Here is a 26,615-nt window from a genome sequence, read left to right on the forward strand (position 1 = left end):
GACGGAGAGGTCATGATGCGCGCGATCCAGGTGCGGGAGTTCGGTGGTCCTGAGGTGCTGGTGTACGAGGAGGTTCCCGATCCGGTGGCCGGTCCGGGACAGGTCGTGGTGGGACTGACCGTCGCCGACGTCATCTACCTCGACACGCTGCTGCGCGGAGGCTGGGGGCAGGACTTCTTCCCCCGCCGACTTCCGTACGTACCCGGCGGCGGCGGAGCGGGGCGGGTGCTGTCCGTCGGGGAGGGGGTGGATCCGGGCTGGGTCGGGCGCCGCGTCGTCGCCAGGACGTCCACCGGCTACGCCGAGCAGATCGTCGCCACCGTGGAGGAGACGGTGGAGGTGCCTGAGGGGTTGGGGGCTCGGGAGGCGGCGGCCGTACTGCACGACGGCGTCACCGCGCTGAACCTCGCCCGTGTGGCGGGGATCGAGAAGGGCGAGTGGGTGCTGGTGACCGCCGCCGCCGGCGGGGCGGGTTCGCTGCTGGTGCAACTGGCACGCGAGGCGGGCGCCCGGGTCGTCGCGGCGGCCCGGGGCGAGCGCAAGCTGGCGCTGGCCCGCGAGCTGGGTGCGGAGGTCACGGTCGACTACTCGCAACAGGGGTGGGAGCGCCGGGTACGCGAGGCGGCCGGCGGCGCGGGAGTCGACCTGGTCTTCGACGGCGCGGGCGGAGATCTCGGCAGGGCGGCGTTCGAGGCGGCGGCCAGAGCCGGCCGGTTCGTCACCTACGGCACCGCAGGCGGCGGGTTCGCCGACATCGACCCCCGGGCTGCCGAGGAGCGACAGGTCCGGGTGACCAACGCGCTGGAGGCCGGACCACCCGCTCAGGCCATCGTACGGGAACTGCTCACGCGGGCACTCGCGTTGGCTGCGGAGGGACGGATCCGGCCGGCCATCGGCGCGACCTACCCGTTGGACCAGGCGAGGGACGCCCACACCTCACTCGCGGAACGCAGCACGGTCGGCAAGTCGCTGCTGCTCATCTGAGAACACGCGGCACACAATGTCCCTGACCACAAACCACCAGGCCGACAACTCGGTCATGACCGATACGGCCCTTCCCCCGCTAATGCTCCGTTCCTCAACGGAGGTTGCGAACGCGCTGCAGGGAACCTGGGATTGTCGGGTCTGCCTTCCTGATGCCGGGCCCAAGGTGGATCTGTACTTCCGGTAAGGAACGTCGCACTAATGTCCTTAACGAGCACGACGGCAAGCGGGCTGCAAGCGGGCTTCACACAATGGCTGGTATGAAAGCCTCCCCCACCGGACGCCTCAGCATGCCTCTCCGGCTCGCCGCCGGCGCGACCCTCGTACTCCTGACCATCACCGGATGCGGTGCCGGCGTTGACACGCCCCAGAACGATCAACCCGTTCCGGCACGCGTGACCAGCACGGCGGCCACCGAGACCACCCCACCCGCGGAGAAAAGCGAGCCGACCGAGGCCGAGGCCGAGACGGGCGACCCGGCCCAGGCCCAGGCGGCTGTGCAGCCGGGTGGGACCCTCGTCGACGGCAGCACCGTCGCGGCCGAGCTCACCCGCGCCGGGCAGCGGGACAAGTTCACCCTGGACCTGGGCGACACCAGGGAGTTCTACATCACCGACATGACCGGTGACGATATCCAGCTCCTGGTGTTCTCCGAGGTCGACGGCCTGCCGGTCAACCCGTCCAGCATCGCTCTCAGCTGGGGCACTTCGGTCGTCAAGCTGACCAAGGCGGGCAGGCACCGGCTGGAGGTCTTCGGGAACACCAACGTCATCGGGTCGTACGGTCTCAGGATCGCGACGGTGAAGGTCCGCACGTTCCCGGCGACGATCGGCCTGCAGATCGGCGGGGGCAACCCGGACGGCGCGGGACGGCTGGATGTCCCAGGACGCATCGACCGCTTCGAGTTCGACGCGGACGGCGCGTCGGCCATCAAGATCCTCGGTGGGGCCGGGGCGTGCACGGCTATCGAGCTGGAGCTCACAGATGCCGCGGAGAAGAACGTCGCCGGCCCACGGCAGCCCATCCCACTCTGCGGATACGAGTTCGACATCCCGCTCTCCAATGGAGACGGCAGGTATGCGCTCGTGGTCAGATCAGGTACGGCGAAGACCGGGGCATACTCGTTCCAGATCGCGCGAGCGGGTTGAACGTCGACCGGACGCCTGGGGATGCCTCGGCCTTCAGGACCCCAACTCGTTTTCGCTCTCCGTGACCTGTATGTCCGGCACCGGATGAGGCGTCTCCGAACCTTGACCGGGCTTCTCCCACGGGTTTCCCGGTCAGCGTTCGGTGCGGGGCCGCCAGACATCGACCAGAGATAAGCAGGCAACGGAGTCCTACAGGCCGGGGAGGACGTCACGTGCCGGTCCCGGGTCAGGACCGGCTCAGGCTCCCGCGATACTCCAGCGCGCCGGCGCCCTCCTGGCCCACGAAGTCCAGCGTCGCCGGGTCCTTCAGAGTGAGGGTCATGTCTCCCCCCACACACTGATTCCGCTGCATGCGGGTCAGGTCGAGCACGTTCTCGGGCCTGACCCGGGTCAGCATGACCTGCTGCTCGCACGCATCGGCCCGCCATGTGCCGGCCGACTGGTCACTCAGCAGGGTGAGCGTGACGTCGACGGTCTTCTTCCGATCGTCCTGCGAGACGACCTGGCCCGTCCACGTTCCGGCGAACGCCTCCGGGACTCCGCCTCCCGGTTGGACCGAGGGCGGCGTCGATGGCGGTGTCGACGGTGGCGGGGAAGCCGGTTGCCCGCCTGCGGCCGTGCGTGATCCGGAGTCCCTGCCGCTACTGGTAACGGCCTCCGGCCTCGCCGCGCCGTCGCTGGAGGAGCCACCGAACGTCCCTGTCGCGTACAGCGCCGCTGCCGTCACGAGCACCGCGGCGGCACCGGCGATCGCGATCAGGACGGCAGGCCTCCGCACCCGTCGGGGCACCGGCGCATCATGCCGCGGTGCCGTTTCCCGCACCGCCGTGTCGGAACCGCCGAGATGGCGGGTGGGGGCCAGGCCGTCCGCTGGTCCGGCCGGACCCTGCGCTCCGGACGAATCGGCTGGAAGCAACCTGGTCGGCCCCAGACCGGCCGCGACCGGAACCTGATCCCCCCGCCCGCTCCAGTCAGCGGGAAGGTAGGCGGTGGGCACCGGGCCGACGTCGGGGACCGTGACGGTGGGGGCTCCGGTGTCGACCAGGCGGATCATGAGCGCCCGGGCGGAGGGGCGTACCCCGGGGTCCTTGGCCAGGCAGACCGCCAGCGTCTCCCGCAGGGGCGATGAAATGTCCGTGAGGTCGGGCTCGGCGTTGAGGATCCGGCTGAAGACCGCGGCAACGGTGTCGCTGCCGAACGGCGCCCTGCCGGTAGCGGCGTAGACCATGGTCGCGGCCCAGGAGAACACGTCGGCCGCGGGCGATCCGTGCACGCCGTTGAGCTGCTCGGGAGCCATGTACGGCGGGGTGCCGGACATGGCCGAGGGCATCGTGCTCGCGTCGAGCAACTGGGCGATGCCGAAGTCGACCACCCGTGGGCCGTCCGGGCCGAGCAGCACGTTGGCCGGTTTGAAATCCCGATGGATGACTCCCGCACTGTGGATGGCGGCGAGCGCGGTAGCCATGGCGACCGCCAGCCGATCGAGGTCGCCCCCACGCAGGGGACCCTCGTCACGCACCCGATCCTGCAGTGAGGGCCCCGCGATGAACTCGCTCACGACGTAGGGGTCCGGCCGGTCGGTCTCCGCCTTCAACACCCGGGCCGTGCAGAAAGGGGCCACCCGCAGTGCCGACTGCAACTCCCTGGCCAACCGGCGGCGCGAGGCCGGGTCCGCGCCGCTGCGTAGCACCTTGATCGCCACCCGCTCGCCGGACCGGCCCCACCCTTCGTAGACGATCCCCTGCCCGCCCTCGCCCAGACGCCCGACGACCTCGAACTCCCCCAGCACTCGCGGGTCTCCCGGCTCCAGCGGGCCAGCGGGCATCGGCTCCTCCATGCACGGTCGTCTCCACACACTAGCGATGCGAGCCCCGGCCCACCATGGTCCTCCATCGGGGCGATGGCCAGGGAACCGGAACGGCAGGGAGATCAGGCCATGGGAGCCATCGAGTGGCCTGGAGCCGCCTGGGGGAATCGAACCCAAGCCCCCTTCATGACGAGTGAACGACATGTCCCCAGGGTGGGCAGAGCCCTCTGCGAAATGTGTACCGGAACCTAAAAAGCGACTTTTCGGGCCAACGCGCTTGGTTAGTCGTAGTGGAGGCTGTCCACGCAGGCTGATCCGCACTCTCGCGCGTGGGTGGTCGGCGATGGCCGCCGGGACGCGTCTGCGGGCATACTCGGCGGCTGGTGGCCCGTCGCCGGGCGGGCCGAACGAGTCGTGAGCGTGTGCTGAACTGTTCGGCATGGAATATCCCCGACTCCTTGACTGCCTCGCGGCCGACTTCGGCCGCCTGCGGGCCGTCGTGCCGACCGACCCAACCGCGGTGGTGCCGAGCTGTCCCGACTGGACCGTCGCCGACCTGACCCGTCACATCGGCGAGGTGTACCTGCATAAGACTCTGGCCATGCGCGAGGGCGCCGAGCCCGACCCGTGGCCGCCGAAGGAGCTCGCGGACGAGGAGCCGCTCGCGCTGCTCGACCGGGCGTACGCCGGGCTGCTCGACGAGTTCGGCGCCCGCAAGCCGGGGGATCCGGCCGGCTCCTGGTACACCCCGGATCAGACCGTCGGCTTCTGGATCCGGCGGATGGCGCAGGAGACGGTCATCCACCGCATCGACGCCGAGCTCGGCACCGGGCAGCCGGTCACGCCGGTCCCGGCAGACCTCGCCGTCGACGGCATCGACGAGCTGCTCAAGGTCTTCGTGGCATACAGCGTCGCCGAGTGGGGCGACTACTTCACCGACATCCTGGCCGGCTCGCCGGGCCGGACGTACACGGTGCGGACCGACGGCGCGGCGTGGCGGGTGCGGACCGGCCCAGGGCTGTTCGCCGTCGAAGACGGCGCCGGCGACGACGCGGCCGACGTGACCGTGAGCGGCCCGCCGACGGTCGTGCTCCGCTGGATGTGGAACCGGGAGAGTACCGGCGAGCCGAGCGGCGTGACGGTCGAGGGCGCCCCTGAGGCGGTCGAGGAACTGCGGCGCTGCATCGTCATGGCGACGCAGTGAGGCCGGTCGGTCGGCACGGCGTGCTGAGCGATCGGGCCGCCTGCCCCCTTGCCCAACTCGGCGGTCCGATCCGCACCCGGCTCAGGCGGATGACCGCCCAGGCCTCCTGACGCCCTCGTAGTTCACACCAGCCTGATCACGCCGTGACACCCTTTCTGGCACACATTTCGTGGAGGGCTCTGCCCGTCCTGCGAGCGAACCGCCCTGATCCGCGTCGACGGCCCCGTCGATCGTCCAGCCCTGCCGGTTTCCCGGAATGTGTGCCTGAACCGGTTTTCAGGCGGCGTCGACACGGTTAAACCACGCTCTCGCGGAGGGGAGAAGCAGTAGAACGACCACTATGACCGGCAGAACCACGTTGATATTCAGCAAGCTACGCATGCTGAGATCGGAATCCAGAGCAAGCATGGAGACGAAGCCGAGCGCCATGAGGGTTTCGAGCGCGAGCACGGCGATTCGGTCTCGCCTTTCACGATAGACCCACTTACTTGCCAACCAACCGGCCAGGACTGCGATAACGACGCAGAAGCCAACGAACAACAGCACAAGCCCGGAGTTCATGTCGTCAGCTGAGCTCACGAAGACAAAGAGGAGCAGTGCACCACCCGCCAGCGCTTGCACTGCCTGGAGCGACACAATGAACTCGGCGATCTTCATCACGCGCGGCATGCGCTGGGTCTTGCCCGTCTCAACCACGGGAACCTCTTGAGGGGTAGGAGATCACCGGCAATCCCACCTAAGTGTACGGCCTAGGTCACATCCCCTATTGGGGCGTTCCTGTAAGAAACGGGACTTTCTTCGATCAACGCCAGGAAGCCGCACCGGAGTTCCACTGCGCCGACAGCACGTTGCTGCACGGATACGACAAAGGCCCTCCCGAACAAACCGAGAGGGCCTCTGATCTGGAGCCGCCTTGGGGAATCGAACCCCAGCCCCCTTCATGACGAGTTAGGGGACGATCCTGCCGTCTTCCGGGACTGGTCGGACAGGCTCCGTGAGGTCTCTCAGTCCATGGTCGTCCAGACCTGTGGTGGCAGCCGTGTTAGCAAGATCACGCAGATGATGTCGGCTGAGCGTTCTTCACCTGGTCGCGCACCACCGCGGCACCCAGCCAGCGGTCATGAAGAACCCGGCCTTCAGAATCGAGGAGCATCCACAGCCCGACGTCGGGGACGAAGGCGAGCAGGGGGAAGACCAGCGCGCGGAGCGCGGTCCTGCCCGCGCCCAGCCGTCCACCCGTCCGCGCGGCGATGACGCGAATGCCCAGCAGTCGCTTGCCGAGCGTCCGCCCCCACAGCAACTCGGCGCCGCTGCGGCGGTCCTGGCCTCAGGCGTGGAGAAGCCGCAGAAGCCCCGGTCGGCGGTCAGCGGCATCTCCTGGCTCGGCTGCTCATACAAGGAGAACGCGACGGTCTGTTCGTCGGTCGTCCAGGTCGGTCGATCAAGAACAGGGGCCGTGTCCGCGTGCCCTCATCCCTGATCGACGTGCTCGCTCGCCACCTGGCTCCGCGCTGGACGTCGATCGTCAGCCTGCGGCCAGGTCCATGCGGAGGAACTCGGTGATGCGGAGCAGCCTCGGTGGGCGTGGCACCTCATCGGAGAGAGCCTGGAACGCCTCGTCTTTCCCGACGAGGCGTGGGACGGCGAGTTCCACCTCCCTCCCGTCGACCCGGAGCCGCGCCCCGTCGGCCGCCAGGACGTTCCGCACCCAGTCCGAGCGCGATCCATACACCAGAACGAACAGGTAGCCGCCGTCGACAGGGTGCGCATCGAGCGGCGTGCGGTACGTCGTGCCAGAGATGCGACCGACGTGAGTCAGCACCGGCCACGTCCCCCTCGCGATCACGCGAGGGTTGAACACCCGCTTGTTCACGTGCCCCCACCACAGCGGCATCGGCATCGGGATCTCCTTGTCTCACCCCAGCGGGGCGCGTCGCGGGTCAGGCGTTCGCCGAGCTCCCAGCTGACCCCAACCGGGAGGACTTAGGCCCGTAAGGTAGCTTACGGGCGTAAGGTTGGCTTACAAATGTAAGGTTGTCAATCCACCCGTACCCTGGAGCCGTCATGTCACCCTCACCACCGCTACTGCCACGGCAACCGCTCAGCAGAGGTCGCGTGCTGGAAGCCGCGATCCGGGTCGCGGATCGTGGCGGCGTGGAGGCGATCACGATGCGACGGGTGGCGCAGGAACTGGGCGTGCAGGCGATGTCGCTCTACCACCACGTACCGGACAAGGACGCGATCCTCGATGGCGTGGTCGACATGGTGTTCGCGGCGATCGAGCTACCCGGTGCCGAGTGCGACGATTGGCGCGACGCGATCCGTGCGCGCGCTTCCTCCGCGCGTGCGGTCCTGTCGCAGCACAGCTGGGCTCTCGGCCTGATGGACTCCCGTCGCGCCCCGGGGCCGGCGACGCTACGCCACCACGACGCCGTCCTCGGTGTCTTCCGGAAGGCGGGGTTCACGCTGCCGATGGCCGCGCACGCCGTCTCGCTCATCGACAGCTACATCGGCGGGTTTGTCCTTCAGGAGGCGAACCTGCCGGTGACGACGCCGGACGATGTCGAGGAAGTGGCCGGCAGTATCCTCGAGCACCTGCCGGCGGACGAATTTCCGTACCTCACAGAGATGATCGTCGACCATGCCCTGCAACCGGGCTACGACCACACGAGCGAGTTCGGCTACGGCCTGGCCCTCATTCTGGATGCGCTCGAAGCTCGCCGGAGGCAGAGCCCAGTTAACGGTGTATCTCGATCGTGATCGCCGCGGGGCACGTTCCTTCCAGGGAACAACCGCGGTGACAACTACCCGGACCGTGACGCGAGTGGCAAGCATCCGGCTTCGTGTTGATACCTTCCACCAGGAAGAAGACCCGGTTCGTACGGCGCCGCGCCAGGACAGCCACGACATCATGACCAGGAGGCTCCCGCTTGCCTGCTGCGAGTCCGCCCCCATGTCGCCCGAGTCCTGGAACGACTCGCGCCATGCTGTTTGTTAAGGAGGGCCGCCCCTCCAAGGCGCTCACCCTGGCTCAGGCGGAAGCCGTGCTCAAGGCGTCCGGGGGCAGCCGGATGCACGCCTCATCGTGGTCGCTCTGCTCACCGGAGCGCGAACCGAGGAGCTTCGGGCGCTGACGTGGTCACATGTGGATCTGAAGAGCAGGACAAAGGCCAACCCACGGGTGCCGCCACATGTGACCGTGTGGCGCTCCATGCGGACCGGTGGGCACACGAAGACCCAGAGCCGGCGCTGCCCGACCACTGTGTGAAGGCGCTCATGCCCCATCGGGAGCAGCAGGACAAGGACCGCGCCTCGGCGGGTGAACGATGGCAGGAGCACGACCTCGTGTTCGCGTCGGCGGTGGACACTCCGTTGGACGCGGCCAACGTGCGACGGGCCTTCCGGCTGATCATCAAGGGCGCCGGCCTCGACCCGGCCCAACGGTCTGGCCGACGAGGTGATGGAGCGTCTGCTTCGCGCCTACCACACCGAGGGGCTCAACATCGCCGACCCGCAGACACTGGAGCGCCTGGGGGTCGAGGCCGGGTTGGATACCACCGAGGTGCGCACCACCCTGGCCGGTGACGCCTACGCCCAGGACGTCAGGGCCGATGAACGCCGCGCCGCCGAGCAGGGCGTCATCGGTGTTCCTTCGATAGTGATCGACGGAAGACCCCCCGTCTCGGGTGTCCAGTCGCCCGCCGAGCTCCGGCGGCTACTGGAGGACGCCTTGGCCGCGTCACATGCCGTACCAAGGCACGCGTAGCCCAGACCAACCGGGAGTGGCCTCTAATGGGGTGAATCGAACCCCAGCCCCCTTCATTACGAGTTAAAACACGATCGTCCAGAACCGTCCATCGCTGTCTTCCAGACCTGGTGGGGTGGGCCTTTGGGGTTCCTCAGTCCATGGTCGTCCAGGACCTGTGGCCAGCACCCGCGTTAGCAAGATCATGCCGATGGTCGCCGGTTACATCTGAGGCTGAGCGCCCCGTACCCGGTCGCGTACCACTGCGGCACCCAACCAGCGGTCATGAAGAACCCGGCCTTCGGGATCAAGGAGCATCCACAGCCCACCCAGGAGGAGACACAACAGCCCGACGTCGGGGACGAAGGCGAGGAGGGGGAAGGTCAGCGTGCGGAGCGCGGTTCTGCCCGCGCCCAGCCGTCCGCCCGTCCGCGCGGCGATGACCCGAACACCCAGCAGCCGCTTGCCAAGTGTCCGCCCCCACAGAGCGTGCTGTACCCCGAAGTAAAGGAACAGCCCGGACAAGATGACCAGCTCCTCGAGGTCCGTACCGACCTGAAACAGGTCGACCTGCACCAAAAGCCCGAACCCCATCCGGAACCCGGAGCCGAAGCCGATCAAGGGCCAGACCGGTCCCACGACAACACCCAGGACGGCAACGGCGATCAGATAGTCGACCAGGGCCGCCGCCGGCCGCCGCCACACCATCCCGGCCCGTAACGCAGTCGGCTCGTCCTCGGTGACAGGCCGCATCTCGCGCGACGCGGCGAACACCAGCGCCGCGGCCGCCAGGAGACACAGCTGGGTGATCCCCCACCCGCCGGTGCTGAACAGCGGGATCGTCCCGCCGTAGATTCCCCGCCCGCTGTACAACCAGGCGAGAAGTTCGATGCCCGCGATCAGGACGAGGAGTCCCGCCACCCGTTGGCCTGTCGCCCGGGGATCCCTGCGGCCGAGACACGCAAGGAGGCCGAGCAGGACCACGAGAGCCGGAACCGCCCAGTCCTCCGTGATCGTCATGACCGTTTCGAGATCACGGCCCAGCGGGGCAAACGGCGACAGCGTCGTTCCGCTGTCGTACAGGCCCACGACCCCGTAGATCGGGTCGGCCCCCGCATGGGTCCGGGTGAACTCCTCAGCAGCGAGGCGCTCGCGCCACGACTCCCAGGTCGGCAAGGCGGCGACGGCCGCAGCCGCCACCCATACCGACAGCGCTGATCGCGATAACCGGGAGAACTGCGGCACAATGCTCCTTTCGCCCTGGGAGCGACACCCTACGATGCCCCGGCACGCAGCACAGACCCGACGGCCGGGCCTGGCACCACACCACAGAGCCGGTTTCCCACGGACTACGACGCGGTCAGCGCTCGCCGTGCGGGATCTCCATCGCCGGTAGCACGTCCGTGACGACGTGGTCCGCCTCGTCCCCCGGTCGGCCCAGACCGTACGGAGGCCGGCCGCCCGTCCCCTGCCGATGCCGGCCACCAGATGATCACCGACCATCCATCCCCCATCGGCAAGAGCCATACCGCACCGCTGCCTGGCCGCCGCGCCGGCCAGGGTGGAGCTCACCGAGACCGTCAGGGCGCTGGTGGTCAAACGGCCGGGGCCGCGGCCGGCCGTTCCGGCCGAGAACGTCGAGTGGAGCGACGGCCTGACCTACCACCCCGTCGCACTACCGGTCACCTCGGCCGGCCCCGGCTCCTGACGCGAGGAGCCGGGACCGGCCCGTGTTCTCGCCAACTCTTCCCTCACCCCCGAGGAAGGAAAGAGCATGGCCTGGCGAGAATGCGCGGGTGGCTAGTTCTCCTCGTACGGCGCGGGCGGCTGCAGAGAGGCGCACCCCTCGTGGACCCGTTCCCAGGCGGCCGACTTGGGTTTGACCTCCTTGAAGTCGGCAGGCTTCTCCTCATCCTTGTCGATGGACTGCCAGACGCCGCCCTTACGCAGGCACTGGGCCCACGCGGCGAACTTGACGTCGTCCTCGGATGAGGACGGTTCGGAGCCACCGAGGATCACCCAGTCCCACTCCTTGCAGGCCTTCATGGCGGCGTCGAGCTGGGCCTGGGTGCTCTTGGTGACGGCATTGGTGTCGAGGTCTTGTCCCCTGACCGGGTCCGGGATGTCGATCTTGTTCTCCCGCATGCACCCTGCGAACTTCACCGCGGCCTCGTGCCAGCTGGGCTTGGCTGAGGCAGAGCTCGCGGAAGGGCTCGAGGCACTGGCGAAGCTCTGGGCTCCGCACGCCGTGCTCAGCGCCAGGGTGGGTAGGACGGCCAGAACGGCGAGGCGCCGCTTGGTGATCAACACGGTTTCCTCCGATGGGTCGAACGACTGCCCAACACCCTGGCCCTCCTCTGTGAGCGGCCCGTCCGCGCCATGTCATGAACGTGTAATAGCATCCAAGACCGGACAAATCGCGAGTCGGAGCCGCCGATACTGGAACGCATGGCTCGCGTGTTGCTGATCGAGGACGACCCGAACGTCAGGGACGCTCTGACGCTCGCCCTCAAGGGCAGGGGGCACGAGGTCGAATCGGCGGCATCCGGGGAGGAAGGGCTGGAGCGGCTGGCACGCTTCGCCGCCGACGTGGTCGTGCTCGACCTCATGTTGCCCGGCATCGACGGGTTCGAGGTCTGCCGGCGCATCCGCGCGGCCTCCTCCACCTCGATCGTGATGCTGAGCGCGCGGGGCGACGACTTCGACGTGGTCGGCGGGCTGGAGGCCGGCGCGGACGACTACGTGGTCAAGCCGGTGCGGCCGCAGGTGCTGGAGGCCCGGATCAGGGCGGTGCTGCGCCGTACCGACGGTGTGCCCTCGCCCGTGGAGACCTACGGCGCGCTGTGCGTGGACCGCGCCTCCCTGACCGTGAGCAGGGGCGGGCGGCAGGTCGCGCTGCCGCCGATGGAGTTGCGGCTGCTGCTGTATCTGTCGGCCGCGCCCGGGCAGGTCTTCAGCAGGCAGCAGTTGCTGGAGTCGGTGTGGGAGCACGACTACCTGGGCGACTCGCGGCTGGTGGACGCGTGCGTGCAGCGGCTGCGCGCCAAGATCGAGGACGTGCCGGCCGAACCGAGATACGTGCAGACCGTACGCGGATTCGGTTACCGCTTCGGGCCGATATGACCTGGCTGCGAGGGTTGCGGGCCCGGCTGGTGATCACGTTCGTGCTGGTGGGCGGGCTGAGCGCGGTGGGGGCCGCCGGGCTTACCTACTACAAGGCGCAGAACAATCTGCTGGGCGGGGTGCAGGACCGGCTGCTGAAGGACTTCAGGAACCGGGTGCTGCTGCTGTCGCGCGACGTCGCGCTGCCCGCCGGTGACGAGGAGCTCGCCCTGCTGGCCGAGGACCTGGAGGTGGGCGACCGCGAGGTGTACGTGGTCAGGGACGGCGCCATCCCCAGCGACGCCCGTATCACCGCCGAACTGCGCGCGAGCGTTCTGCGGCGCCCTGAGCTGGCCTGGCAGCGGGTGGTGCGCGACGGCGTGCCGTACCTCGTGGGCGGCAGCAGGGTCATGCTCCGCGCGGGCGGCACGCCGTCAGGGATCACCGTCTATCTCGTCGAGTCGCTCGCGCAGGCCGCCGCCGACGAGGCGGCCGTGCTGCGCGCCGCGCAGGCGGCGGCCCTACCCGTCGTGCTGCTGGCGGTGCTGGCCGGGCTGCTGGCCGCGCGCGGCGTGCTGCGCCCGGTCGCCGACCTGGACCGCGCGGCCCGGCGGCTGGGCGAAGGGCGGCTGGAGACCCGCCTGCCCGTGCGCGGCGGCGACGAGCTGGCACGGCTGGCGGGACGGTTCAACGAGACCGCCGCCGCGCTGGAACGCTCGGTCGGCGAGCTGCGTGAGATGGAGGCCAGGTCGCGGCGGTTCGTCGCCGATGTCTCCCACGAGCTGCGCACCCCGCTGGCCGCCGCCACCGCCGTCACCGACGTCCTCGAAGCCGGCGCCGACCGGCTGGACGCCGACGCCGGGACCGCCGCCCGGCTGATCACCGCCGAGGTCGCCCGGCTCACCAAGCTCGTCGACGACCTGATGGAGATCTCCCGCTTCGACGCCGGAGCCGCCGTGCTCAACCTCAACGACGTGGACGTCGGCGCCGCGGTCGCCGCCTGCCTGCGCTCACGCGGCTGGAGTTCCGGTGTCACCACGGACCTACCGCCGGACATCCGTGTTCCCCTCGACCCACGCCGTCTGGACGTCATCGTCGCCAACCTCGTCGGCAACGCGCTTCGGCACGGCGCGCCGCCCGTCACGGTCCGGGTGCGCGCCACCGGTCAGGCCGTCGCCATCGAGGTCGCCGACCATGGGCCGGGCCTGCCCGCCGACGTCCTCCCGCACGTCTTCGAGCGCTTCTACAAGGCCGACGCCGCCCGCGCCCGCTCCGAAGGCAGCGGCCTGGGCCTGGCCATCGCCCGCGAGAACGCCCTCCTGCACAAGGGCGACCTGACCGTCGCCCCCGGCCCCGGAGCCGTCTTCACCCTCACCCTGCCGAGGAACCACCCTGCCGGGGAACCGCCCGTCAGAACCAGCCCATCAGGGAACTACCCGTGAGAACCTGGCCCCTCACCCTGCTCCTGGCAGCCTGTACGGCCTGCGGAGTCGGCCCCACCAGCGTGATCGGCGCCGGAGAGCCCGCCCGCGGCTTCATCCAGGGCACTCCTCTGTACTTCGTGCAGGACGACCGCCTCGTCTCTGTCAGCCGCCCCGAGGGCCCGCTGGAGGCCACCGAAGCCGTCGAGTTGCTGGCCGGCGGGCCCACCTCGAAGGAACACGAGCGCTCCTTCGTCACCCGCCTGCCCAAGAACATGGCCGTCCGGGTGAACGATGACGGGTTCGCGCTGGACAAGAGCGTGCCGATGCTGGTGGGCGGCCGATGGCTGCCGCCGGTCTCCCGCCTGTCGCGGATGGCGACCGGGCAGCTCGTCTGCACGATCGCCGCCGCCACCGCCGCCAAGCGCGGCGTGGACGTGGATGACGTGCGGGTGACCGTACCGGACAAGGGGCAGGTGCGCTGTGCGGACTTTAGATGAGTTGCCCGGGACGGCCGGTGTCTGGCCTCATTCATGGCTGGCTGACGCCGTTACTGTATTTCGCTGTTATACGGCATGCAAAAGGCCCTCCGAGAGGATCTCGGAGGGCCTCTGACCTGGAGCCGCCTTGGGGAATCGAACCCCAGCCCCCTTCATTACGAGGGAAACCAGGAGGGGGCGGGACCTTGGTTTATACCCGCCCCCACCTGCGCATACGGTCCACGGTAATCCACCATCGTCCGTGCTTGTCCAGGATCGTTGTCACGCAGATATCCACTGCCTCGGGCAGGTCAGAGCGCGCTTCCGTCCGTACGACCAGCAGCCGTGAGCGCCTCCTTCAAGACAGCGGCCTGGGACGACTTACGCTCGGTGAGCAAGGCCGCGACATCGACCAGTTCCTTACTCGCGTGGCGGTTCAGCTCGACGGCGTCAGCCACAACGGGGAGGCTCACCTGTACGGCCGCCGCCGCGTCTCCGGCCTCGGCGTGGGCCTTGGCCAGACATGAGGCGTACCAGGCACGATCCCGCTTGTAGCTCCCCGTCAGGCCGGGCAGTCCTTCCGTGCCATCCCCCGCACGCCCGGTGTCACCCGGCCATCGTGCCAGCGGGCCGCGTCGGCGAGCCGGACACACCTGCGGGCGTTGCCCGCACTCCATGCCTGGTGGGCCTTCATGCTGAGCGTGGTGGTGGCCATGTTCACGTCACCGATCTCCAACGCCCAGTCGTGGGCACGGTCGTACTAGGCGAGCGCGGCGGCCTGGTCGTCGATGTCCAGGGACATCCACGCGACGAACTGGGCGTACTGCGAGGCCAGGTCAACCACCGTGTCGGCCAGCGATCCGCGGGCGCCCTGGGCGAGCTCGACCACCACGCCGAGCTGTTGCCGCACGATGCCAAGCAGCGGGCGGGAGCCAATGGTGTCTTCGACCTTGCGATGTTCGTCAGTTTTAGACTCGATCAGCACAGTGGTCTTTCGGGGAGGCTGAGTACGGAAATCAGCGGTAGACGGTGACTCAGTAGGTGTGGTTGGGCCAGTGAGGGTCCTCCCAGCGGGCGGGGTCAGCGAGGCCGAGCAGTCGTACCCGGTGGAGCAGTTCTTCGGGAGCGTTCCGGGCGCGGAGCCGGGCAGGGGCGTGACGGATCAGCCAGGCCGTCAACTCGGTACGCGTCGCTTCCTCGTCCTTCCAGTTCCAGGCTTCCCAAGGGAGCCGGTCTCCCAGTAGGTCGTACTCCCAGTGCGCCACCGCTTCGGCTAGGTGCCGGTCGGCCACGGCGTGCGTCTGTGCTTCCCAGGTGTGCAGCCATGGGCTGAGCGTGGTGGAGGCTTCGGCGCACAGGGCGAGGACCTCGTGCGCGGGCACAGCGGGATCAGGGTCGGTGAGAGTGTGGGCCCACCAGGCGTGCAGGAATTCCCGTACCGCTGCGGCCTGCTCGGCAGGCCACTGCTGCCATTGGCCCAAAGCAAGTGAATACCCGACCTCCTCTATACCGAACAAGGACTCGACGAGGCCGCTGACGAGGGCTGTGGAGAGCTGGGGCAGAATGCGGCGCAGCACGGATGCGTGGTCATCCCAGTCCTTGGCCTGCCAGGCGGCACGCAGAAGGTCAGGACTCAACTCCACATCCGGCACCTTCAACCGGGCGAGGTCTTCTGCGCTGCCCCAGTGGCACTCGCAGTTCTGCTCGTCGGGATGAGCGGTCATGCCGCGGAAAGTGACGGCCACTCGGTCCAGCGCGGCGTCGAGACGAAGGCGTGCGGGCGTCCGGTCAAGGTTCGTCATGTGTGTTCGCCTTCAAGGACTCCGGGAGCCTGCGCCAGCCGAAGATCGCTACTTTACCGGGCCCATGGTCGCCTGGTTACATCGGCATCTGATGGAACTGGACACTCGATCAGCACCTGTACTGATCTTCGAAGTCATGAAGCGCGGGAACACCTGGTCCTACGTGATCCGCGTCAAGGATCCGGAGACGAGCGAGAGCAAGCCGAAGTGGGTGGGTGGCTTCGCCATAAGGCCGCTCGTGACGAGGCACGTGTGAACGCTCGGCGCGGCGAGTACGTCGACCGGAACGAGATCACAGTGAGCGAATACCTCGATGACTGGATCGAGGATCACGCCCTGGAGATCAAGCCGGAGACGCTTGAGGACTACCGGATCACCATTCGCCTCTACATCAAGCCCCACATCGGGAAAACGAAGCTTCAGGCGGTTCGACCCTCCACGATCACCAAGCTCTACCGGGATCTGCTGGCCAGGGTGGGCGCGGTGGGAAGCCACTGGCGGTGTCCACCGTCGTCCACACTCACGCGATTCTGCGGCGGGCTTTCCGTGACGCCGTCGAAGTCCACGAGTACCTCAGCAGTTCGCCTGTCGACAAGGCCAAGCGTCCGCGTGAGGACTGGCGAGAGCCAGGCATGATCTGGACCCCGGCCCAGCTCCGGACGTTCCTCGGGCCGGCTCGCTCACATCGGCCGTTCGCCTTCTTCCACCTGGCCGCCTACACGGGCGCGCGTCGCGGTGAGCTGCTGAACTTGCGATGGTCTGATGTCGACCTCGACGGCAGACAGATCACTATCAAGGGTTCGACGGGCGTTGTCGACGGCGAGCACACCGAGGGCACCACGAAGAGCGGTCGGACTCGGGTGGTGACGATCGACGACGGCACGGTGACCGTTCTCCGAGAGCACCAGAAGGCTCAGGAAGCCGAGAAGCTCCGTGTCGGTAACTCCTGGAAAGACGAGAATGGACGGGTCTTCACGACCGCCTGGGGCGGCCCCATCTACCCGACCACCGTGACGGCACTACCCGGCAAGCTCATCAAGGCGCACAAAGAGCCCGAGGGCATGGACCAGGCCCCCACTGAACCTCTGCCCTACGTCCGACTTCATGACCTACGGCACATCCATGCGACCACGCTTCTCCTGGCGGGCGTCCCCGTCCACGTGGTCGCATCCCGGCTCGGCCACGCTGATCCGGCGATCACCCTGCGCGTCTATGCCCACGTGATCCGCTCAGCGGAGACCGCCGCCGCCAACGTCTTCGCCAAAGCTCTCGAATAAGAGATGGTTCGGGCTCTTACAAAGGTCCCTGATCCTGCCCTGTGCAGGCTCGGGGACTTTACGTTGAGGTGTGCACATACGAACTGACCGCTCGATATCGCCTCGTCTCCACACCTTCCTTCACGAAAACGCACGCTGGCATAAACCGACGCCTGTGGACTGGATCGAACGGACTGCCCGTGCCGTTGATCATGACGGGGTCGAGGCCGAGGCTCCCGCTGAAGCCGTTGAGGCGATGATCGCTTTCGAGCAGAGATACGGCGGACTGTGGTGCCCGGCTTTGGGACCCAATGGAATGGAGTACGGACTGGATGGCGATGCGAGGGTCTACTGGACGGCCCAGGGATGGGTGTTTTACGGAATCGTGGACGGCGACTGGACGTGGGGCGTGGAGGTTCTACTGGACGGTCGTGCAGGGATGACCCTCGCCGACAAGCCGCTCAGGATCCTCAACCGGAGCATTGACCAGCGGCTTGAGGCACACGCGCTGCTCCTGGCTGTCCACCGCCGGCCACACCTGACGCTGGAGTTGGCCCTCCCACAGGGAACAACACCGGTCCTGGTAGGTACGGACCTTCTGCCATGGGTCGATGAGGCCTCGGGGCCGACGGACCTGTGGTGGTTCGACGGAGCATCCGCCGTGCACCTTCACCTCAGCAACTGGTGGACAAAGGATCATGACATCTGGGTGGCCCGTTGCTTCAGCCGAGACACCACAGCCCTGAACCAGATCAGGGAAGCGTTGCTCAACGAGGTGACCGAACTGCTGCAGCTGAGGGAGGTTTGGTGCTCACTGTGCGGGCGGCACACCACCTCGGGCAGACCGTGTTTATGAACGCTGAAGTCTCAGGTGTTGAAGACTGATCGATTCCCAAAAACTCACCCTGCCGAGGGAGAAACCACCGGGTCCACAGCACTGTCAGCAAGGGTGTTAGCAAAAGGCCCCCACCGGAACCCGGTGAGGGCCTTTCGACCTGGAGCCGCCTTGGGGAATCGAACCCCAGACCCCTTCATTACGAGTGAAGTGCTCTGGCCGACTGAGCTAAGGCGGCGTGCCGTGTTTCACCACGACCTACGGCAGTCTACAGGCTCCCAGGGCCCCCGCGCCCCCGAATCAGCCGATCTTGGGACACTGGGTTCCGTCGGCGGGGACGGTCAGATCGATCAGGTAGTCGTCCACCAGGCGATCCACGCACGCCGAGCCGGTCAGGTAGGCGGTGTGGCCGTCTCCGTCAAAACCGACGAGAACGCCGGAGGAGAGCTGGGAGGCGAGTGCCTCTGACCACTGGTAGGGCGTGGCGGGGTCACGTCTGGTGCCGACGACCATGATGGGCGGGGCGCCGGGAGCGTCGATCTTCTCCCGGGCCCCCGCCTTGACCGGCCAGTACGCGCAGGGCAGTGAGCTCCACATGACGTACGCGCCGAACAGAGGGGCGACCTTGGCCGCCTGTTCGGCGGCCTTGGCGTAGGCGGCGGGGTCGCGGGGGTAGATGCTGTCGACGCAGTTGACCGCCAGGTTGGACTCGGTCTGGTTGGTGTACTCACCGTCCTCCCCACGGTCGACCAGCAGGTCGGCCATGCGGAGCAGGACGGTGCCGTCACCCTTCAGCGCCTGGGCCAGCGCCTGGCGAAGGACCGGCCATGCCTGCCGGTCGTAGAGCGGGGTGATCACACCGAGCATGGCCCAGGCCTCGGTCACCGTACGGTCGTCGCCGGTCCTGTTGGCCAGGGAAGCGGTGTCCGCCCTGCGGAGCAGCGCGGTGATCTCCGCACGGGCGGAGGCGACGGAGCCCTGGAAGGGGCAGTCGGTGGCCGCGAGGCAGTTTTCCAGGAACGCGTCGAGGGCGACCTCGAAACCGCGCGCCTGCGCGGTGTTCAGCTCCAGCGGGCCGAGCGATGGGTCCACCGCGCCGTCCAGGACGAGGGCGCGGACCCGGTCGGGGAAGAGATCGGCGTAGACGGCGCCCAGCTGCGTGCCGTACGACTTGCCGAGGTAGGTGAGGTGGGAGTCACCGACGGCGGCACGCAGCAGGTCCATGTCCCTGGCGGCGTCGGCGGTGCCGACGTACGGCAGGAGCCTGCCCGATCGGGTCTCGCATCCGGCGGCGAACCGTTGCGCCCCCTCCTGGAGCACGGTGGCCTCCCCCGGCGAGTCGGGCGAGTTGTCGAGGCCGACGAAGGTGTCCAGTTCGCTCGGCGACAGGCACCGGACGGGCGCGGACTCGCCGACCCCGCGCGGGTCGAAGCCCACGACGTCGAAGCGCTCGCGAACCGCCTCGCTCACCGCGGTACGGGCGCTTCGCGCGTACTGCACTCCGGAGGCACCCGGCCCGCCGGGATTGAGGAGCATCGAACCGATCCGCTCCCCCGAGGCCGGGAGCCGGATCACGCTGAGTTCGATCTTCTCACCGTCCGGCTTGCTGTGATCGAGCGGTACGGCGAGCTTGGCGCACTCGAAACCGTCCTCGCACTCGTTCCAGCCGAGAGCCGCTCCCGCCACACCACGGCCGGCTCCGGTGCCGCCACTGGCGTCGGCGGGGACGTCGGTGCCGGTGCACGCGCTCGCGAGCAGGGCCACCGCCGCCAGTACGGCGGTCACACGGGATCTCACGCCTTGTCCGCTCCGTAGGTCGAGTCGCATGCCCATCCGGCACAGGGTGTTTGATCACAGGACTCCCGGCACTGTGTGCCTCCGTACCTCTGAGACGCACCCAGCCCCTTCGCCTTCCCGAAGATGCAGTATTCCGGTTGTGGAAGACGGTCGCCATGCGTCCCTCAGAAGAGCAGTATGTCCTTCCAGTGACCACTGGCTGAATGCGTACCGGTTGCATCCTAGCCAATCAGCCTCATACCAGAGGTTGTCCTTCGCGTTCCTCTGGGCGAGCATGACAACCGACGACCGGACGGAGCGTGCACCCTCACCGTCGAGGAGGCCCCATGTCTGACAGAACATCCCGCCGGGACCTCAGCCCTCACTGGCCCGCGGGGACCCTGATGTCCGCCGTTGACGGCTTGGAGCGCAACGAGCTCTTCAACCTGGGCGAACCACAGCGCCACGAAGCGGGGGCGATCCTGATCCGGCAGGGCGACCCTCGGCGCGATCATGTTCTGCTACTGCGTTCCATCCGGTCCACGTCGCCCGCCTGTGCGAAGATCACGGCGATTCTCGACAACGGTGCGGAGGCACTGCTCGGTATAAGGCTGAGCGGTGACCTGGTAGGCGAGATGGCCACGCTCAGGGGGATGGACCGCTCTGCGACGGTCATGGCATGCACCCCGCTGGTGGCTTTCAGGATCCCCACGGCCACGTTTTTCGCCTATCTCAACGAGCGCCCACACCTCTGGCACGCGCTGGCCTCCATGATCGCGGAACGGCTGGAATGGGCCAACCAGCGCAGGCTTGAGTTCGGTGCCTTCGAGGTCCCGGTCCGGCTGGCACGAGTCCTCGGTGACCTGGCGGCACGCCACGGATTCGCCGTCGATGGCGGTACGGATCTCGGCATCAGGCTGTCGCAGCCCGAACTGGGACGGCTGATCGGGGCGAAAGAGGCCGCGGTGAACAACGCGGTCCGGCTTCTCAAGCAGAACGGGCTGCTGCTGACCGACTACAGGAAGATCGTTATCACGGATCTCGCGGCACTCCGCGCTTTCGGCTTCGCGAGCTGAGCCCGGTGACGGTGTCACCGCCGTCACCGCCACGCCGCGACGAGTACCGTCCACGACATCGCCGAGACGAGCATCAATCCGGTCCAGGGCAGGGCCCTGGACACGTGACGGTACTTGCGCTCGGCGATCCGAGCCAGTAGGCGGGTCATCGCCTGCGCCTCGCCGATCCTGGTTTCGACGTCTTCGACAGCCATCGTGGAAACGTGAGCGCCGACCCCGGTGATGCCGTATCGGCTCCGTGCGTCCGGCGCCCGAAGAACCGGCCTGATGGTCTGGAGCATGTGATACCCGGACACAAGGAAACCCAGTAGGAAAAGACCGAGCAGCACCAAGCCCAGGACGAGCCCCACGTGGCCGAGCTTGGTAGCCGCTTCGATCTGGGCTGTGACCATCGCCGCGGCCCCCGCGTGCGACACGACAAGGACACCCACCTTCCCGTCTGCGTGCTGAACGTAGTTCTGGAATGAGATTGTCACCGCCAGCGCGTCATCTAGATCCTGTTTAGTGAACTTATGGGGCTTTTGCCGCACCCAGCGCATCATTTTTCGCCCTCGTCTCTTGAGATCGGACTCCAGGAAAGGATGCGAACCAGGGTGCGAGTATGGATTAATCCACCTTGAGACCTATTATCCATATTTGCTAGGGCCACATCCCCTACTGATAGGGGATGTGGCACTCGACATTCCCCCATACTGATGGCTTCAAGCTGGAGTTACTACCAGACCGTAAGGAATCGGAAGAATCCATGGAAAGCGGCGATTTCGGACGCGCCCTCATCATGACGAGCGATCTAAGAGGTTACGGGCAGGGGACCGACAAACGCCACGAGGCCATGCAGCACGGCTTCGTTGATATCCATGAGCACGCGGCCGCCCGAGCGGGGCTCAATCGGGATCGGTGGGCGATCCAACCGGGAGGCGACGGCGAACTCGCGGTGCTGCCGTCAAGCGAACCCGACCCCCTCGTCGTCGACCAGTACATACGCGCACTTCACCAGGAGCTCACCGGCCACAACGAAGGGCGCGCGGAGAAGGAACGGCTCCGGCTCAGGGTGGCCCTCGCCTTCGGCACCGCCTACCCCTCGGTCAACGGGTATGCCGGCCAGGCGGTCGTCGAGGCGAGCCGGCTGGTTGACTGGCAGCCACTCAAAAGGATCTTCAAAAAGAGAGCGGACATGAACATCGCTCTCATTCTCTCCCAGCGGGTTTTCGAGGACGTTGTGCAGCAGGGGCACACCTCCTACAAAACCGGCGATTTCCACAGGGTGACGGTCCAGGAGAAGGAGTTCTCCGGCCCGGCATGGGTATGGAGTCCGGAATTTAATTCCGGAGATCTGTGCCTACTGTCCGATTTCACGGAGGAAGGTCAGGCTGAAAAGATCAGGGCCGACACCTCCCAGCAGGCGGAAGTGATCAACAACCTGAGCGGCTCCGTCGACGCGCGCCGCGCGATCTTCGGGATCAACCGTAAATGACGACACCGGAAAATCCTCCGATCGACGATTCACCGGCCGACCCTCCCGCCAAGCCGGAGCAGGAACAGGGGGAAGCACAACAGCCCGGCCCAGGCGAACCGGCCGCCGAGCACGTGGACGAGGACTTCGACGAGGGCGCCCTCGGCCAGACGGCCACCGTGATCAACAACTTCTTCGCCGAGGTCCAGGCACAGAAGGCGACATTCGGGATGCCCGGCACCAAAACCGCCCGCTCCACATCGAGACGGCTCGATGAGAAGGAGATCGAGCGTGCTCTCAGGCACTTCGTCAGGCCTCCGGGGTTCGACGCTGCCGCACGAACCTTGCGCGAACGGCGCGTGGTGGTTCTCGTCGGCAGCGAGGGCATCGGCAAGTGGACGAGCGGGACCGCGCTCCTGGCCCAGGTCAAGCTGCCCGCAGACAAGGTCGTCGTCTTCTCTCCCAGCCGCGACCCGGAGGAGTTGCTGGCGACCTCGTTCAAGAAGGACCGCGTCTATTTCATCCATGACTGGAGCGGAGGGAGGGCCGAGAAGAGCCTGCGGCGCTTCACCTTCGACACCCTGAGCGCCAGGCTGACCCAGGCGGAGGCGCATCTGGTGATCACCCTCAACCGCGCGGAGGTGCGCCGCGAACTCGAGGCCTTCGAGATCGGTTGGGAACCTCCCGACTCCCTGAAACTGCTCGACGCCCACCTCGGCTCGGACCACTCCGCCCTCTTGGAGCCCGAGTTCTGTGAACACGTCGCGGGGCTGCGCTCACCGCGGCAGGTCGTCGAGCTCGCCGGGCAGATGCTCGGCAGCACCCAGCCCGCGTGGGAGATCCTGGCCGACCTGGACGGCAGTGCCGTCGCCCAGTGGTTCGACGGCGGGCCTAAGCGCTCCGACGTGCTGGTCGTGGCGGCTCTCGCCTTCGCGTACGGCCTGCCCGAGCGGGTTTTCGAGCGCCTGGTGGTACGGCTGACGAGCATCGCGGACGAGGTCGAGCGCCAGGGAGCCGAACCCGAGACACGCCCGATCGATGAGGAGCTCCCGCGGAGCCGGAAGCTGTGGAACAGCCGGCACCCGCTGATCGGGATATCCACCGGGGAGGGCGAACCCAGGGTGGTCTTCTGTGGCCCCCGCCACCGCGAGCATGTGATCACCCAGCTCTGCCTGCAGTACGGGTACAGGGTGTGGGAGCCGTTGCGCGAATGGATCCGCGAGCTGGCCATGGAACTTCCCGAGATCCAGGTGCAGGTCGCGGCGGGGCTCGCCCTGCTCGCCAGGACCCGGCCGGAGGAGGTCCGGGAGTCGTTCCTGCGCCCCTGGGCCGGGGGCCTGGTCCAGGAGCGGCTCACCGCGGCCAACACGCTCTCCATGATGTGCGTCGACGACACCACCGCGGCCGTCGCCTTCGGCACAGCTCTGGAATGGGTGGAGAACGCCGGGCAACCACAGGCCATGACCGCGGCGCTCGCCTTCGCGGGCGGCCTCTCCATCCGGTATCCGGCCGAGGCCGTCGACTGGCTCTGGTACCTGTCACTGCGCGGCATCCGGGTGAGCAACGTCGCCCAGAGAGCCCTGACGCTCATGTTCCAGACCGCCGCGGAGCGGGACGGCGAGGCGCTCACCGGATTGCAACTGCTCGCCAGGCACCTGGAGCGCGACCTGGGCGAGGGCATGGATCACCGGCTGGTCAGAAGGGCCCTCGAAGCCGTGCTCGGTGTGCTGAGCTCCGACCGGCTGGAGAGCGAGAGGCCGCTCATGGCATGGCTGCTCCTGGCCCAGCCGTCGAGTGCCGGACCGATCGGCGTCCTGTGGGCGTGGACCCTCCACAACGCCCACCACCGCGCGGAGGCGGTCCGGGCGCTCTGCCGTACCCTCCTCGCCCTAGAGGACCAGGACGGCGCCGTGGCCGCCGCGGAGGCGCTCGGCCAGGCGATCTGGTCGACCCTTCCCAGTGCCGTGACGGTGCTGGTCAAGCGCGCGATCGATCGCGCCTGCAGTGGGAGCCACGTGCGGCGGGACTCCCCTCCCGCCAAGGAGATCGTCCTCGCCCTGCTCAACGCGGGCACACGGCGAAACCACCCATGACATCAAGGAGAACAGTGATGCCCGCGCACAGCGAGTACCCGATCGTTGAGGAACGCGCCCTCCGGCCTCCCCGGCGACGGCTGGGACTCTTCCCTCGCCGCGACCCCGGCGAGCTTCCCGAGACCCCGGTGGGAACCGTCCTCGTCTTCGCCCTGAACGGGGGCTACAAGGCGTACACGGAGGGTCAGCACCTGAGGGGGTCCGAGGACGCCGTCGTGGAGGCGAGGTCCGTGAGCGTCGTCTACATGCGCAACCGGCAGGTCACGGTGGCGATCGAGATGCCGTCGCAGGACATGGGCTATGCCTTCCTGCTGAAGGTCGCCTTCAGGTGCAAGGTGACCGACGCGGAGGCGGTCGTCTCCGCCGGGGTCGAGAACGCCACGGACGTCCTGGCCAACCACCTCCGGAACGACGCGCAGCTGATGCAGCTCGGCACGACGCGGCCGATCGAGGAGGTGCACCTGCTGTCGGTGGAGGTCACCAACAGAATCCGGGCCTATCTGGAGTTCTACCCGCCCCAGGTCGACGGGCTGGAGGTGGTCCTGGTCAACGTGGCCCTCCTGGCGCCCAACGACATCCTCACCCACGGTCAGCGGATCAAACAGCTCAAGTGGGACGGGGAGAGCAGGGAACTGCGATGGGCGATCGAGAACCGGGACGTCTCCAGGATCGAGGAGATCTTCAAGCGCGGCGTCGAGGCCACCGCGGCGTTCGGCGTCAGCCGCGAGCAGTTGCTGGTGGCCGACGCCGTCGGCATCACCCGCGAGGCCCAGGAGACCCGGCTGAGGGCGCTGTCCGAACTGATCAACCGCATGCCCGAAGGGGCGCTGGACTTCCTGCCCATCGACACGCACAAGCTCATCAACAGGATGATCACATCGGTCGCCGGAGACGACCCGTTCGTCGAGACACCGAAGACCTCGGAGCCGCCCGTGCTGGGCGGCGGCAGGTCGTTCCAGAACGGGAACGACGGCCCGCGCAGAATCGGGCTGGAGGAGCTCGATGACTGACGACGGGCTGCTCGGCAGACATTCGAAGTCCCCGCACGCCAGGCCGGGCAGGCGGCTCGACCTGGGGCGGCGGCTTCGGGTCCTCTCCGGGGTCGACGAGGGCATCCTGGACCAGGTGCCGCTGGAACGGACCCGGTACGTGGGTCTCGGCGGCGTGGTGCTGGGCACCGCGGTCGTCGCCGCGATCTCGATGTGGTTCGCCCTGAGCCAGGTTCTGGGCGGCTCCCACATCGGACTGATCGTCCCCACGGTGATCTGGATGCTCATCGTGCTCAACCTCGACCGATGGCTCGTCTCGACCGTGACCGGCATGTGGCAGCGCAAGCTCCTGATGCTGATTCCCCGCCTGCTCGTCGCCATGGTGCTGGGCTTCATCATCGCCGAGCCGCTGGTCCTGCGGGTTTTCGAGACCGCGGTGGTCCAGCACGTTCTGGACGAACGTCAGGCGAACCGGAGCGCGGAACGGGCCCTGCTCCTGAAGTGCAACCCGCAGGAGCCCGCCGATGTCCGGGAGTCCCAGGACTGCCGGAACGCCGGACTCCTGGCCCCGACCGCCGCGTCGGACGAGGCCGAACTGCGTGCCCTGGAGGGTGACGCCGAGAAACTCCGCACCCGGGTCAAGGCCGACAACGCGCGGCGCGACAGGCTCTCCACCCAGGCGACGAACGAGTGCCAAGGCGTCAAGGTGGACGGAACGAGTGGCAGAAGAGGCATAGGGCCGCTCTGCGAACGCCTGGACGCGGCGGTGAAGGCCTTCGACACCCGAAGCAAGCTGGCCGAGAACCAGGAAAGGCTCCGCTCCCTGGATGATCGGATATCCGCGCTGCGCGGGCCTCTCGCCGACAAGCAGGCCGACTTCGGGCAACAGGTCGAGGCCGGCATACGGGAGCGGGTGGACGCGCTACCGGGGAAGGACGACCCCGTCGGGCTCCTGGAACGCATGCGGGCGCTGCACGAGTTGACGGCGGAGAACGTCTACCTGTTCGGGGCGAGCTGGCTGCTCCGGCTCTTCCTGATCCTGATCGACTGCCTGCCCGTCCTGGTCAAGCTCATGGGCGGCACCACCCCCTATGACCGGATGGTGGAGCACACGAACCGCGTCCAGGAGAGGACCCACGAGAAGCGTCTGCAGTTCGACGCGGACACGCGCATCGGCGAGCTAGAGCTCCAGGCTCACCGCGATGCCGAGGACCGCTGCCGGCGACGCCGGCTGATAGACATCGACAGCAAGGCCGCCGACGCCGACGCACGGGCCACAGTGGAAAAAATGATCAAAAAGCGGGCCGAGGAGTTGCGCTTCCAGGACATCAAGAACGTCGTCAAGGAAGAGCGGCGCAACGGCTCCCACCCGCACACCGATCTGACGGGTTCTCAGAACTGACCGCCCCCGGACGGAATCCCGTCCGGGCGAGCCCTCGAACAGG

29 protein-coding genes and 1 tRNA gene are annotated in these 26,615 nt (G+C 67.7%); 18 read left to right on the forward strand and 12 right to left on the reverse strand.

Annotated features, from left to right (window positions below):
* Window positions 1–15: 15 nt before the first annotated feature.
* Window positions 16–984: a zinc-binding dehydrogenase gene (locus tag ACQP0P_RS46670; protein ID WP_433382454.1), complete on the forward strand. Its 969-nt coding sequence runs from the start codon at window positions 16–18 to the stop codon at window positions 982–984.
* Window positions 985–1,244: 260 nt separating this feature from the next.
* Window positions 1,245–2,132 (forward strand): hypothetical protein, encoded by an 888-nt coding sequence (locus ACQP0P_RS46675; protein WP_433369346.1) that lies wholly within the window; start codon window positions 1,245–1,247, stop codon window positions 2,130–2,132.
* A 226-nt stretch (window positions 2,133–2,358) separates the two neighbouring features.
* On the opposite strand, the gene ACQP0P_RS46680 is transcribed toward ACQP0P_RS46675, so the two are convergent.
* Entirely contained in the window at window positions 2,359–3,957 is a 1,599-nt protein-coding gene (locus ACQP0P_RS46680; protein WP_433369349.1) for a serine/threonine protein kinase, read from the reverse strand.
* 421 nt (window positions 3,958–4,378) lie between these two features.
* Between ACQP0P_RS46680 and ACQP0P_RS46685 the strand changes: the two genes are divergently transcribed.
* A complete protein-coding gene (locus ACQP0P_RS46685) occupies window positions 4,379–5,143 on the forward strand; it encodes a maleylpyruvate isomerase family mycothiol-dependent enzyme (protein WP_433369352.1) in 765 nt (254 codons plus the stop codon).
* 276 nt (window positions 5,144–5,419) lie between these two features.
* On the opposite strand, the gene ACQP0P_RS46690 is transcribed toward ACQP0P_RS46685, so the two are convergent.
* From ACQP0P_RS46690 to ACQP0P_RS46700, 3 genes are all read right to left on the reverse strand, one after another.
* The gene (locus ACQP0P_RS46690) at window positions 5,420–5,839 is read right to left on the reverse strand and encodes a hypothetical protein (protein ID WP_433369355.1); all 420 of its coding nucleotides are present in this window, start codon (window positions 5,837–5,839) and stop codon (window positions 5,420–5,422) included.
* A 355-nt stretch (window positions 5,840–6,194) separates the two neighbouring features.
* Window positions 6,195–6,443, reverse strand: coding sequence for an RDD family protein (locus tag ACQP0P_RS46695; protein ID WP_433369358.1), 249 nt, complete (start codon window positions 6,441–6,443; stop codon window positions 6,195–6,197).
* A gap of 225 nt (window positions 6,444–6,668) precedes the next feature.
* Window positions 6,669–7,043, reverse strand: a complete 375-nt coding sequence (locus tag ACQP0P_RS46700; RefSeq protein ID WP_433369361.1) for a nitroreductase family deazaflavin-dependent oxidoreductase — start codon at window positions 7,041–7,043, stop codon at window positions 6,669–6,671.
* A 215-nt stretch (window positions 7,044–7,258) separates the two neighbouring features.
* Here ACQP0P_RS46700 and ACQP0P_RS46705 point away from each other — a divergent pair, with 215 nt between their 5' ends.
* From ACQP0P_RS46705 to ACQP0P_RS46715, 3 genes are all read left to right on the forward strand, one after another.
* Window positions 7,259–7,903, forward strand: a complete 645-nt coding sequence (locus tag ACQP0P_RS46705) for a TetR/AcrR family transcriptional regulator (RefSeq protein WP_433369364.1) — start codon at window positions 7,259–7,261, stop codon at window positions 7,901–7,903.
* 224 nt (window positions 7,904–8,127) lie between these two features.
* Window positions 8,128–8,277 (forward strand): hypothetical protein, encoded by a 150-nt coding sequence (locus ACQP0P_RS46710; protein WP_433369367.1) that lies wholly within the window; start codon window positions 8,128–8,130, stop codon window positions 8,275–8,277.
* Window positions 8,278–8,603: 326 nt separating this feature from the next.
* Window positions 8,604–8,909: a DsbA family oxidoreductase gene (locus tag ACQP0P_RS46715; protein WP_433369369.1), complete on the forward strand. Its 306-nt coding sequence runs from the start codon at window positions 8,604–8,606 to the stop codon at window positions 8,907–8,909.
* A 201-nt stretch (window positions 8,910–9,110) separates the two neighbouring features.
* Here ACQP0P_RS46715 and ACQP0P_RS46720 read toward each other — a convergent pair whose 3' ends face one another.
* A complete protein-coding gene (locus ACQP0P_RS46720) occupies window positions 9,111–10,133 on the reverse strand; it encodes an RDD family protein (protein ID WP_433369372.1) in 1,023 nt (340 codons plus the stop codon).
* A 316-nt stretch (window positions 10,134–10,449) separates the two neighbouring features.
* On the opposite strand from ACQP0P_RS46720, the gene ACQP0P_RS46725 reads away from it, so the two are divergent.
* Window positions 10,450–10,596 carry a hypothetical protein gene (locus ACQP0P_RS46725; RefSeq protein WP_433369374.1) on the forward strand — a complete coding sequence of 49 codons (147 nt, stop codon included), beginning with the start codon at window positions 10,450–10,452 and terminating at the stop codon, window positions 10,594–10,596.
* 92 nt (window positions 10,597–10,688) lie between these two features.
* Here the strand turns inward: ACQP0P_RS46725 and ACQP0P_RS46730 are convergent, their stop codons facing one another.
* Window positions 10,689–11,198 (reverse strand): hypothetical protein, encoded by a 510-nt coding sequence (locus ACQP0P_RS46730; RefSeq protein ID WP_433369377.1) that lies wholly within the window; start codon window positions 11,196–11,198, stop codon window positions 10,689–10,691.
* A 138-nt stretch (window positions 11,199–11,336) separates the two neighbouring features.
* On the opposite strand from ACQP0P_RS46730, the gene ACQP0P_RS46735 reads away from it, so the two are divergent.
* Genes ACQP0P_RS46735 through ACQP0P_RS46745 form a run of 3 tightly spaced genes read left to right on the forward strand, consistent with a single transcriptional unit; the run spans window position 11,337 to window position 13,911 of the window.
* Window positions 11,337–12,011 (forward strand): response regulator, encoded by a 675-nt coding sequence (locus tag ACQP0P_RS46735; protein WP_433369380.1) that lies wholly within the window; start codon window positions 11,337–11,339, stop codon window positions 12,009–12,011.
* Complete coding sequence (locus ACQP0P_RS46740) at window positions 12,008–13,432, forward strand: ATP-binding protein (protein WP_433369383.1); 1,425 nt, start codon at window positions 12,008–12,010, stop codon at window positions 13,430–13,432. Before ACQP0P_RS46735 ends, ACQP0P_RS46740 begins: the two co-directional genes overlap by 4 nt.
* Window positions 13,429–13,911: a hypothetical protein gene (locus ACQP0P_RS46745; protein WP_433369386.1), complete on the forward strand. Its 483-nt coding sequence runs from the start codon at window positions 13,429–13,431 to the stop codon at window positions 13,909–13,911. The genes ACQP0P_RS46740 and ACQP0P_RS46745 overlap by 4 nt, the downstream gene beginning before the upstream one ends.
* Window positions 13,912–14,452: 541 nt before the next feature.
* On the opposite strand, the gene ACQP0P_RS46750 is transcribed toward ACQP0P_RS46745, so the two are convergent.
* The 3 genes from ACQP0P_RS46750 to ACQP0P_RS46760 form a co-directional block, all read right to left on the reverse strand.
* Window positions 14,453–14,626: a hypothetical protein gene (locus ACQP0P_RS46750; RefSeq protein WP_433369389.1), complete on the reverse strand. Its 174-nt coding sequence runs from the start codon at window positions 14,624–14,626 to the stop codon at window positions 14,453–14,455.
* A gap of 24 nt (window positions 14,627–14,650) precedes the next feature.
* Entirely contained in the window at window positions 14,651–14,800 is a 150-nt protein-coding gene (locus tag ACQP0P_RS46755; RefSeq protein WP_433369392.1) for a hypothetical protein, read from the reverse strand.
* Between the two features lie 124 nt (window positions 14,801–14,924).
* Entirely contained in the window at window positions 14,925–15,692 is a 768-nt protein-coding gene (locus ACQP0P_RS46760; RefSeq protein WP_433369395.1) for a hypothetical protein, read from the reverse strand.
* A 252-nt stretch (window positions 15,693–15,944) separates the two neighbouring features.
* Here ACQP0P_RS46760 and ACQP0P_RS46765 point away from each other — a divergent pair, with 252 nt between their 5' ends.
* The 3 genes from ACQP0P_RS46765 (at window position 15,945) to ACQP0P_RS46775 (ending at window position 17,804) form a co-directional block, all read left to right on the forward strand.
* Window positions 15,945–16,328, forward strand: coding sequence for an N-terminal phage integrase SAM-like domain-containing protein (locus tag ACQP0P_RS46765; protein ID WP_433369398.1), 384 nt, complete (start codon window positions 15,945–15,947; stop codon window positions 16,326–16,328).
* A complete protein-coding gene (locus ACQP0P_RS46770) occupies window positions 16,325–16,969 on the forward strand; it encodes a tyrosine-type recombinase/integrase (protein WP_433369402.1) in 645 nt (214 codons plus the stop codon). Before ACQP0P_RS46765 ends, ACQP0P_RS46770 begins: the two co-directional genes overlap by 4 nt.
* A gap of 154 nt (window positions 16,970–17,123) precedes the next feature.
* On the forward strand, window positions 17,124–17,804 hold the full coding sequence (locus ACQP0P_RS46775) for a hypothetical protein (RefSeq protein WP_433369405.1): 681 nt from the start codon (window positions 17,124–17,126) through the stop codon (window positions 17,802–17,804).
* A gap of 140 nt (window positions 17,805–17,944) precedes the next feature.
* On the opposite strand, the gene ACQP0P_RS46780 is transcribed toward ACQP0P_RS46775, so the two are convergent.
* Window positions 17,945–18,021, reverse strand: a tRNA-Thr gene (locus tag ACQP0P_RS46780).
* Window positions 18,022–18,083: 62 nt separating this feature from the next.
* A complete protein-coding gene (locus ACQP0P_RS46785) occupies window positions 18,084–19,580 on the reverse strand; it encodes an alpha/beta hydrolase (protein WP_433369408.1) in 1,497 nt (498 codons plus the stop codon).
* 326 nt (window positions 19,581–19,906) lie between these two features.
* Between ACQP0P_RS46785 and ACQP0P_RS46790 the strand changes: the two genes are divergently transcribed.
* Window positions 19,907–20,635, forward strand: coding sequence for a Crp/Fnr family transcriptional regulator (locus ACQP0P_RS46790; RefSeq protein ID WP_433369411.1), 729 nt, complete (start codon window positions 19,907–19,909; stop codon window positions 20,633–20,635).
* 23 nt (window positions 20,636–20,658) lie between these two features.
* Here the strand turns inward: ACQP0P_RS46790 and ACQP0P_RS46795 are convergent, their stop codons facing one another.
* A complete protein-coding gene (locus ACQP0P_RS46795) occupies window positions 20,659–21,177 on the reverse strand; it encodes a hypothetical protein (RefSeq protein WP_433369414.1) in 519 nt (172 codons plus the stop codon).
* Window positions 21,178–21,302: 125 nt separating this feature from the next.
* Here ACQP0P_RS46795 and ACQP0P_RS46800 point away from each other — a divergent pair, with 125 nt between their 5' ends.
* The 4 genes from ACQP0P_RS46800 to ACQP0P_RS46815 are packed head-to-tail and all read left to right on the forward strand — an operon-like array spanning window position 21,303 to window position 26,572.
* Entirely contained in the window at window positions 21,303–22,109 is an 807-nt protein-coding gene (locus tag ACQP0P_RS46800; RefSeq protein ID WP_433369417.1) for a hypothetical protein, read from the forward strand.
* A complete protein-coding gene (locus tag ACQP0P_RS46805) occupies window positions 22,106–24,181 on the forward strand; it encodes a hypothetical protein (protein ID WP_433369420.1) in 2,076 nt (691 codons plus the stop codon). Before ACQP0P_RS46800 ends, ACQP0P_RS46805 begins: the two co-directional genes overlap by 4 nt.
* Window positions 24,182–24,198: 17 nt before the next feature.
* Entirely contained in the window at window positions 24,199–25,191 is a 993-nt protein-coding gene (locus tag ACQP0P_RS46810; protein WP_433369423.1) for a hypothetical protein, read from the forward strand.
* Window positions 25,184–26,572, forward strand: a complete 1,389-nt coding sequence (locus tag ACQP0P_RS46815) for a DUF4407 domain-containing protein (RefSeq protein ID WP_433369426.1) — start codon at window positions 25,184–25,186, stop codon at window positions 26,570–26,572. Before ACQP0P_RS46810 ends, ACQP0P_RS46815 begins: the two co-directional genes overlap by 8 nt.
* Window positions 26,573–26,615: the final 43 nt, after the last annotated feature.

The sequence above is a fragment of the Streptosporangium sp. CA-115845 genome, assembly GCF_050943795.1.
In the GTDB taxonomy this organism is placed as follows: Bacteria; Actinomycetota; Actinomycetes; order Streptosporangiales; family Streptosporangiaceae; genus Streptosporangium.

Bases quoted from the DNA above. Each gene is read 5' to 3' on its own strand.
- ACQP0P_RS46670 (WP_433382454.1), top strand. From the start codon at position 16: ATGCGCGCGATCCAGGTGCGGGAGTTCGGTGGTCCTGAGGTGCTGGTG.
- ACQP0P_RS46675 (WP_433369346.1), top strand. From the start codon at position 1,245: ATGAAAGCCTCCCCCACCGGACGCCTCAGCATGCCTCTCCGGCTCGCC.
- ACQP0P_RS46680 (WP_433369349.1), bottom strand. From the start codon at position 3,957: ATGCCCGCTGGCCCGCTGGAGCCGGGAGACCCGCGAGTGCTGGGGGAG.
- ACQP0P_RS46685 (WP_433369352.1), top strand. From the start codon at position 4,379: ATGGAATATCCCCGACTCCTTGACTGCCTCGCGGCCGACTTCGGCCGC.
- ACQP0P_RS46700 (WP_433369361.1), bottom strand. From the start codon at position 7,043: ATGCCGATGCCGCTGTGGTGGGGGCACGTGAACAAGCGGGTGTTCAAC.
- ACQP0P_RS46710 (WP_433369367.1), top strand. From the start codon at position 8,128: ATGCTGTTTGTTAAGGAGGGCCGCCCCTCCAAGGCGCTCACCCTGGCT.
- ACQP0P_RS46715 (WP_433369369.1), top strand. From the start codon at position 8,604: ATGGAGCGTCTGCTTCGCGCCTACCACACCGAGGGGCTCAACATCGCC.
- ACQP0P_RS46735 (WP_433369380.1), top strand. From the start codon at position 11,337: ATGGCTCGCGTGTTGCTGATCGAGGACGACCCGAACGTCAGGGACGCT.
- ACQP0P_RS46740 (WP_433369383.1), top strand. From the start codon at position 12,008: ATGACCTGGCTGCGAGGGTTGCGGGCCCGGCTGGTGATCACGTTCGTG.
- ACQP0P_RS46760 (WP_433369395.1), bottom strand. From the start codon at position 15,692: ATGACGAACCTTGACCGGACGCCCGCACGCCTTCGTCTCGACGCCGCG.
- ACQP0P_RS46770 (WP_433369402.1), top strand. From the start codon at position 16,325: ATGATCTGGACCCCGGCCCAGCTCCGGACGTTCCTCGGGCCGGCTCGC.
- ACQP0P_RS46790 (WP_433369411.1), top strand. From the start codon at position 19,907: ATGTCTGACAGAACATCCCGCCGGGACCTCAGCCCTCACTGGCCCGCG.
- ACQP0P_RS46795 (WP_433369414.1), bottom strand. From the start codon at position 21,177: ATGATGCGCTGGGTGCGGCAAAAGCCCCATAAGTTCACTAAACAGGAT.
- ACQP0P_RS46800 (WP_433369417.1), top strand. From the start codon at position 21,303: ATGTGGCACTCGACATTCCCCCATACTGATGGCTTCAAGCTGGAGTTA.
- ACQP0P_RS46805 (WP_433369420.1), top strand. From the start codon at position 22,106: ATGACGACACCGGAAAATCCTCCGATCGACGATTCACCGGCCGACCCT.
- ACQP0P_RS46810 (WP_433369423.1), top strand. From the start codon at position 24,199: ATGCCCGCGCACAGCGAGTACCCGATCGTTGAGGAACGCGCCCTCCGG.
- ACQP0P_RS46815 (WP_433369426.1), top strand. From the start codon at position 25,184: ATGACTGACGACGGGCTGCTCGGCAGACATTCGAAGTCCCCGCACGCC.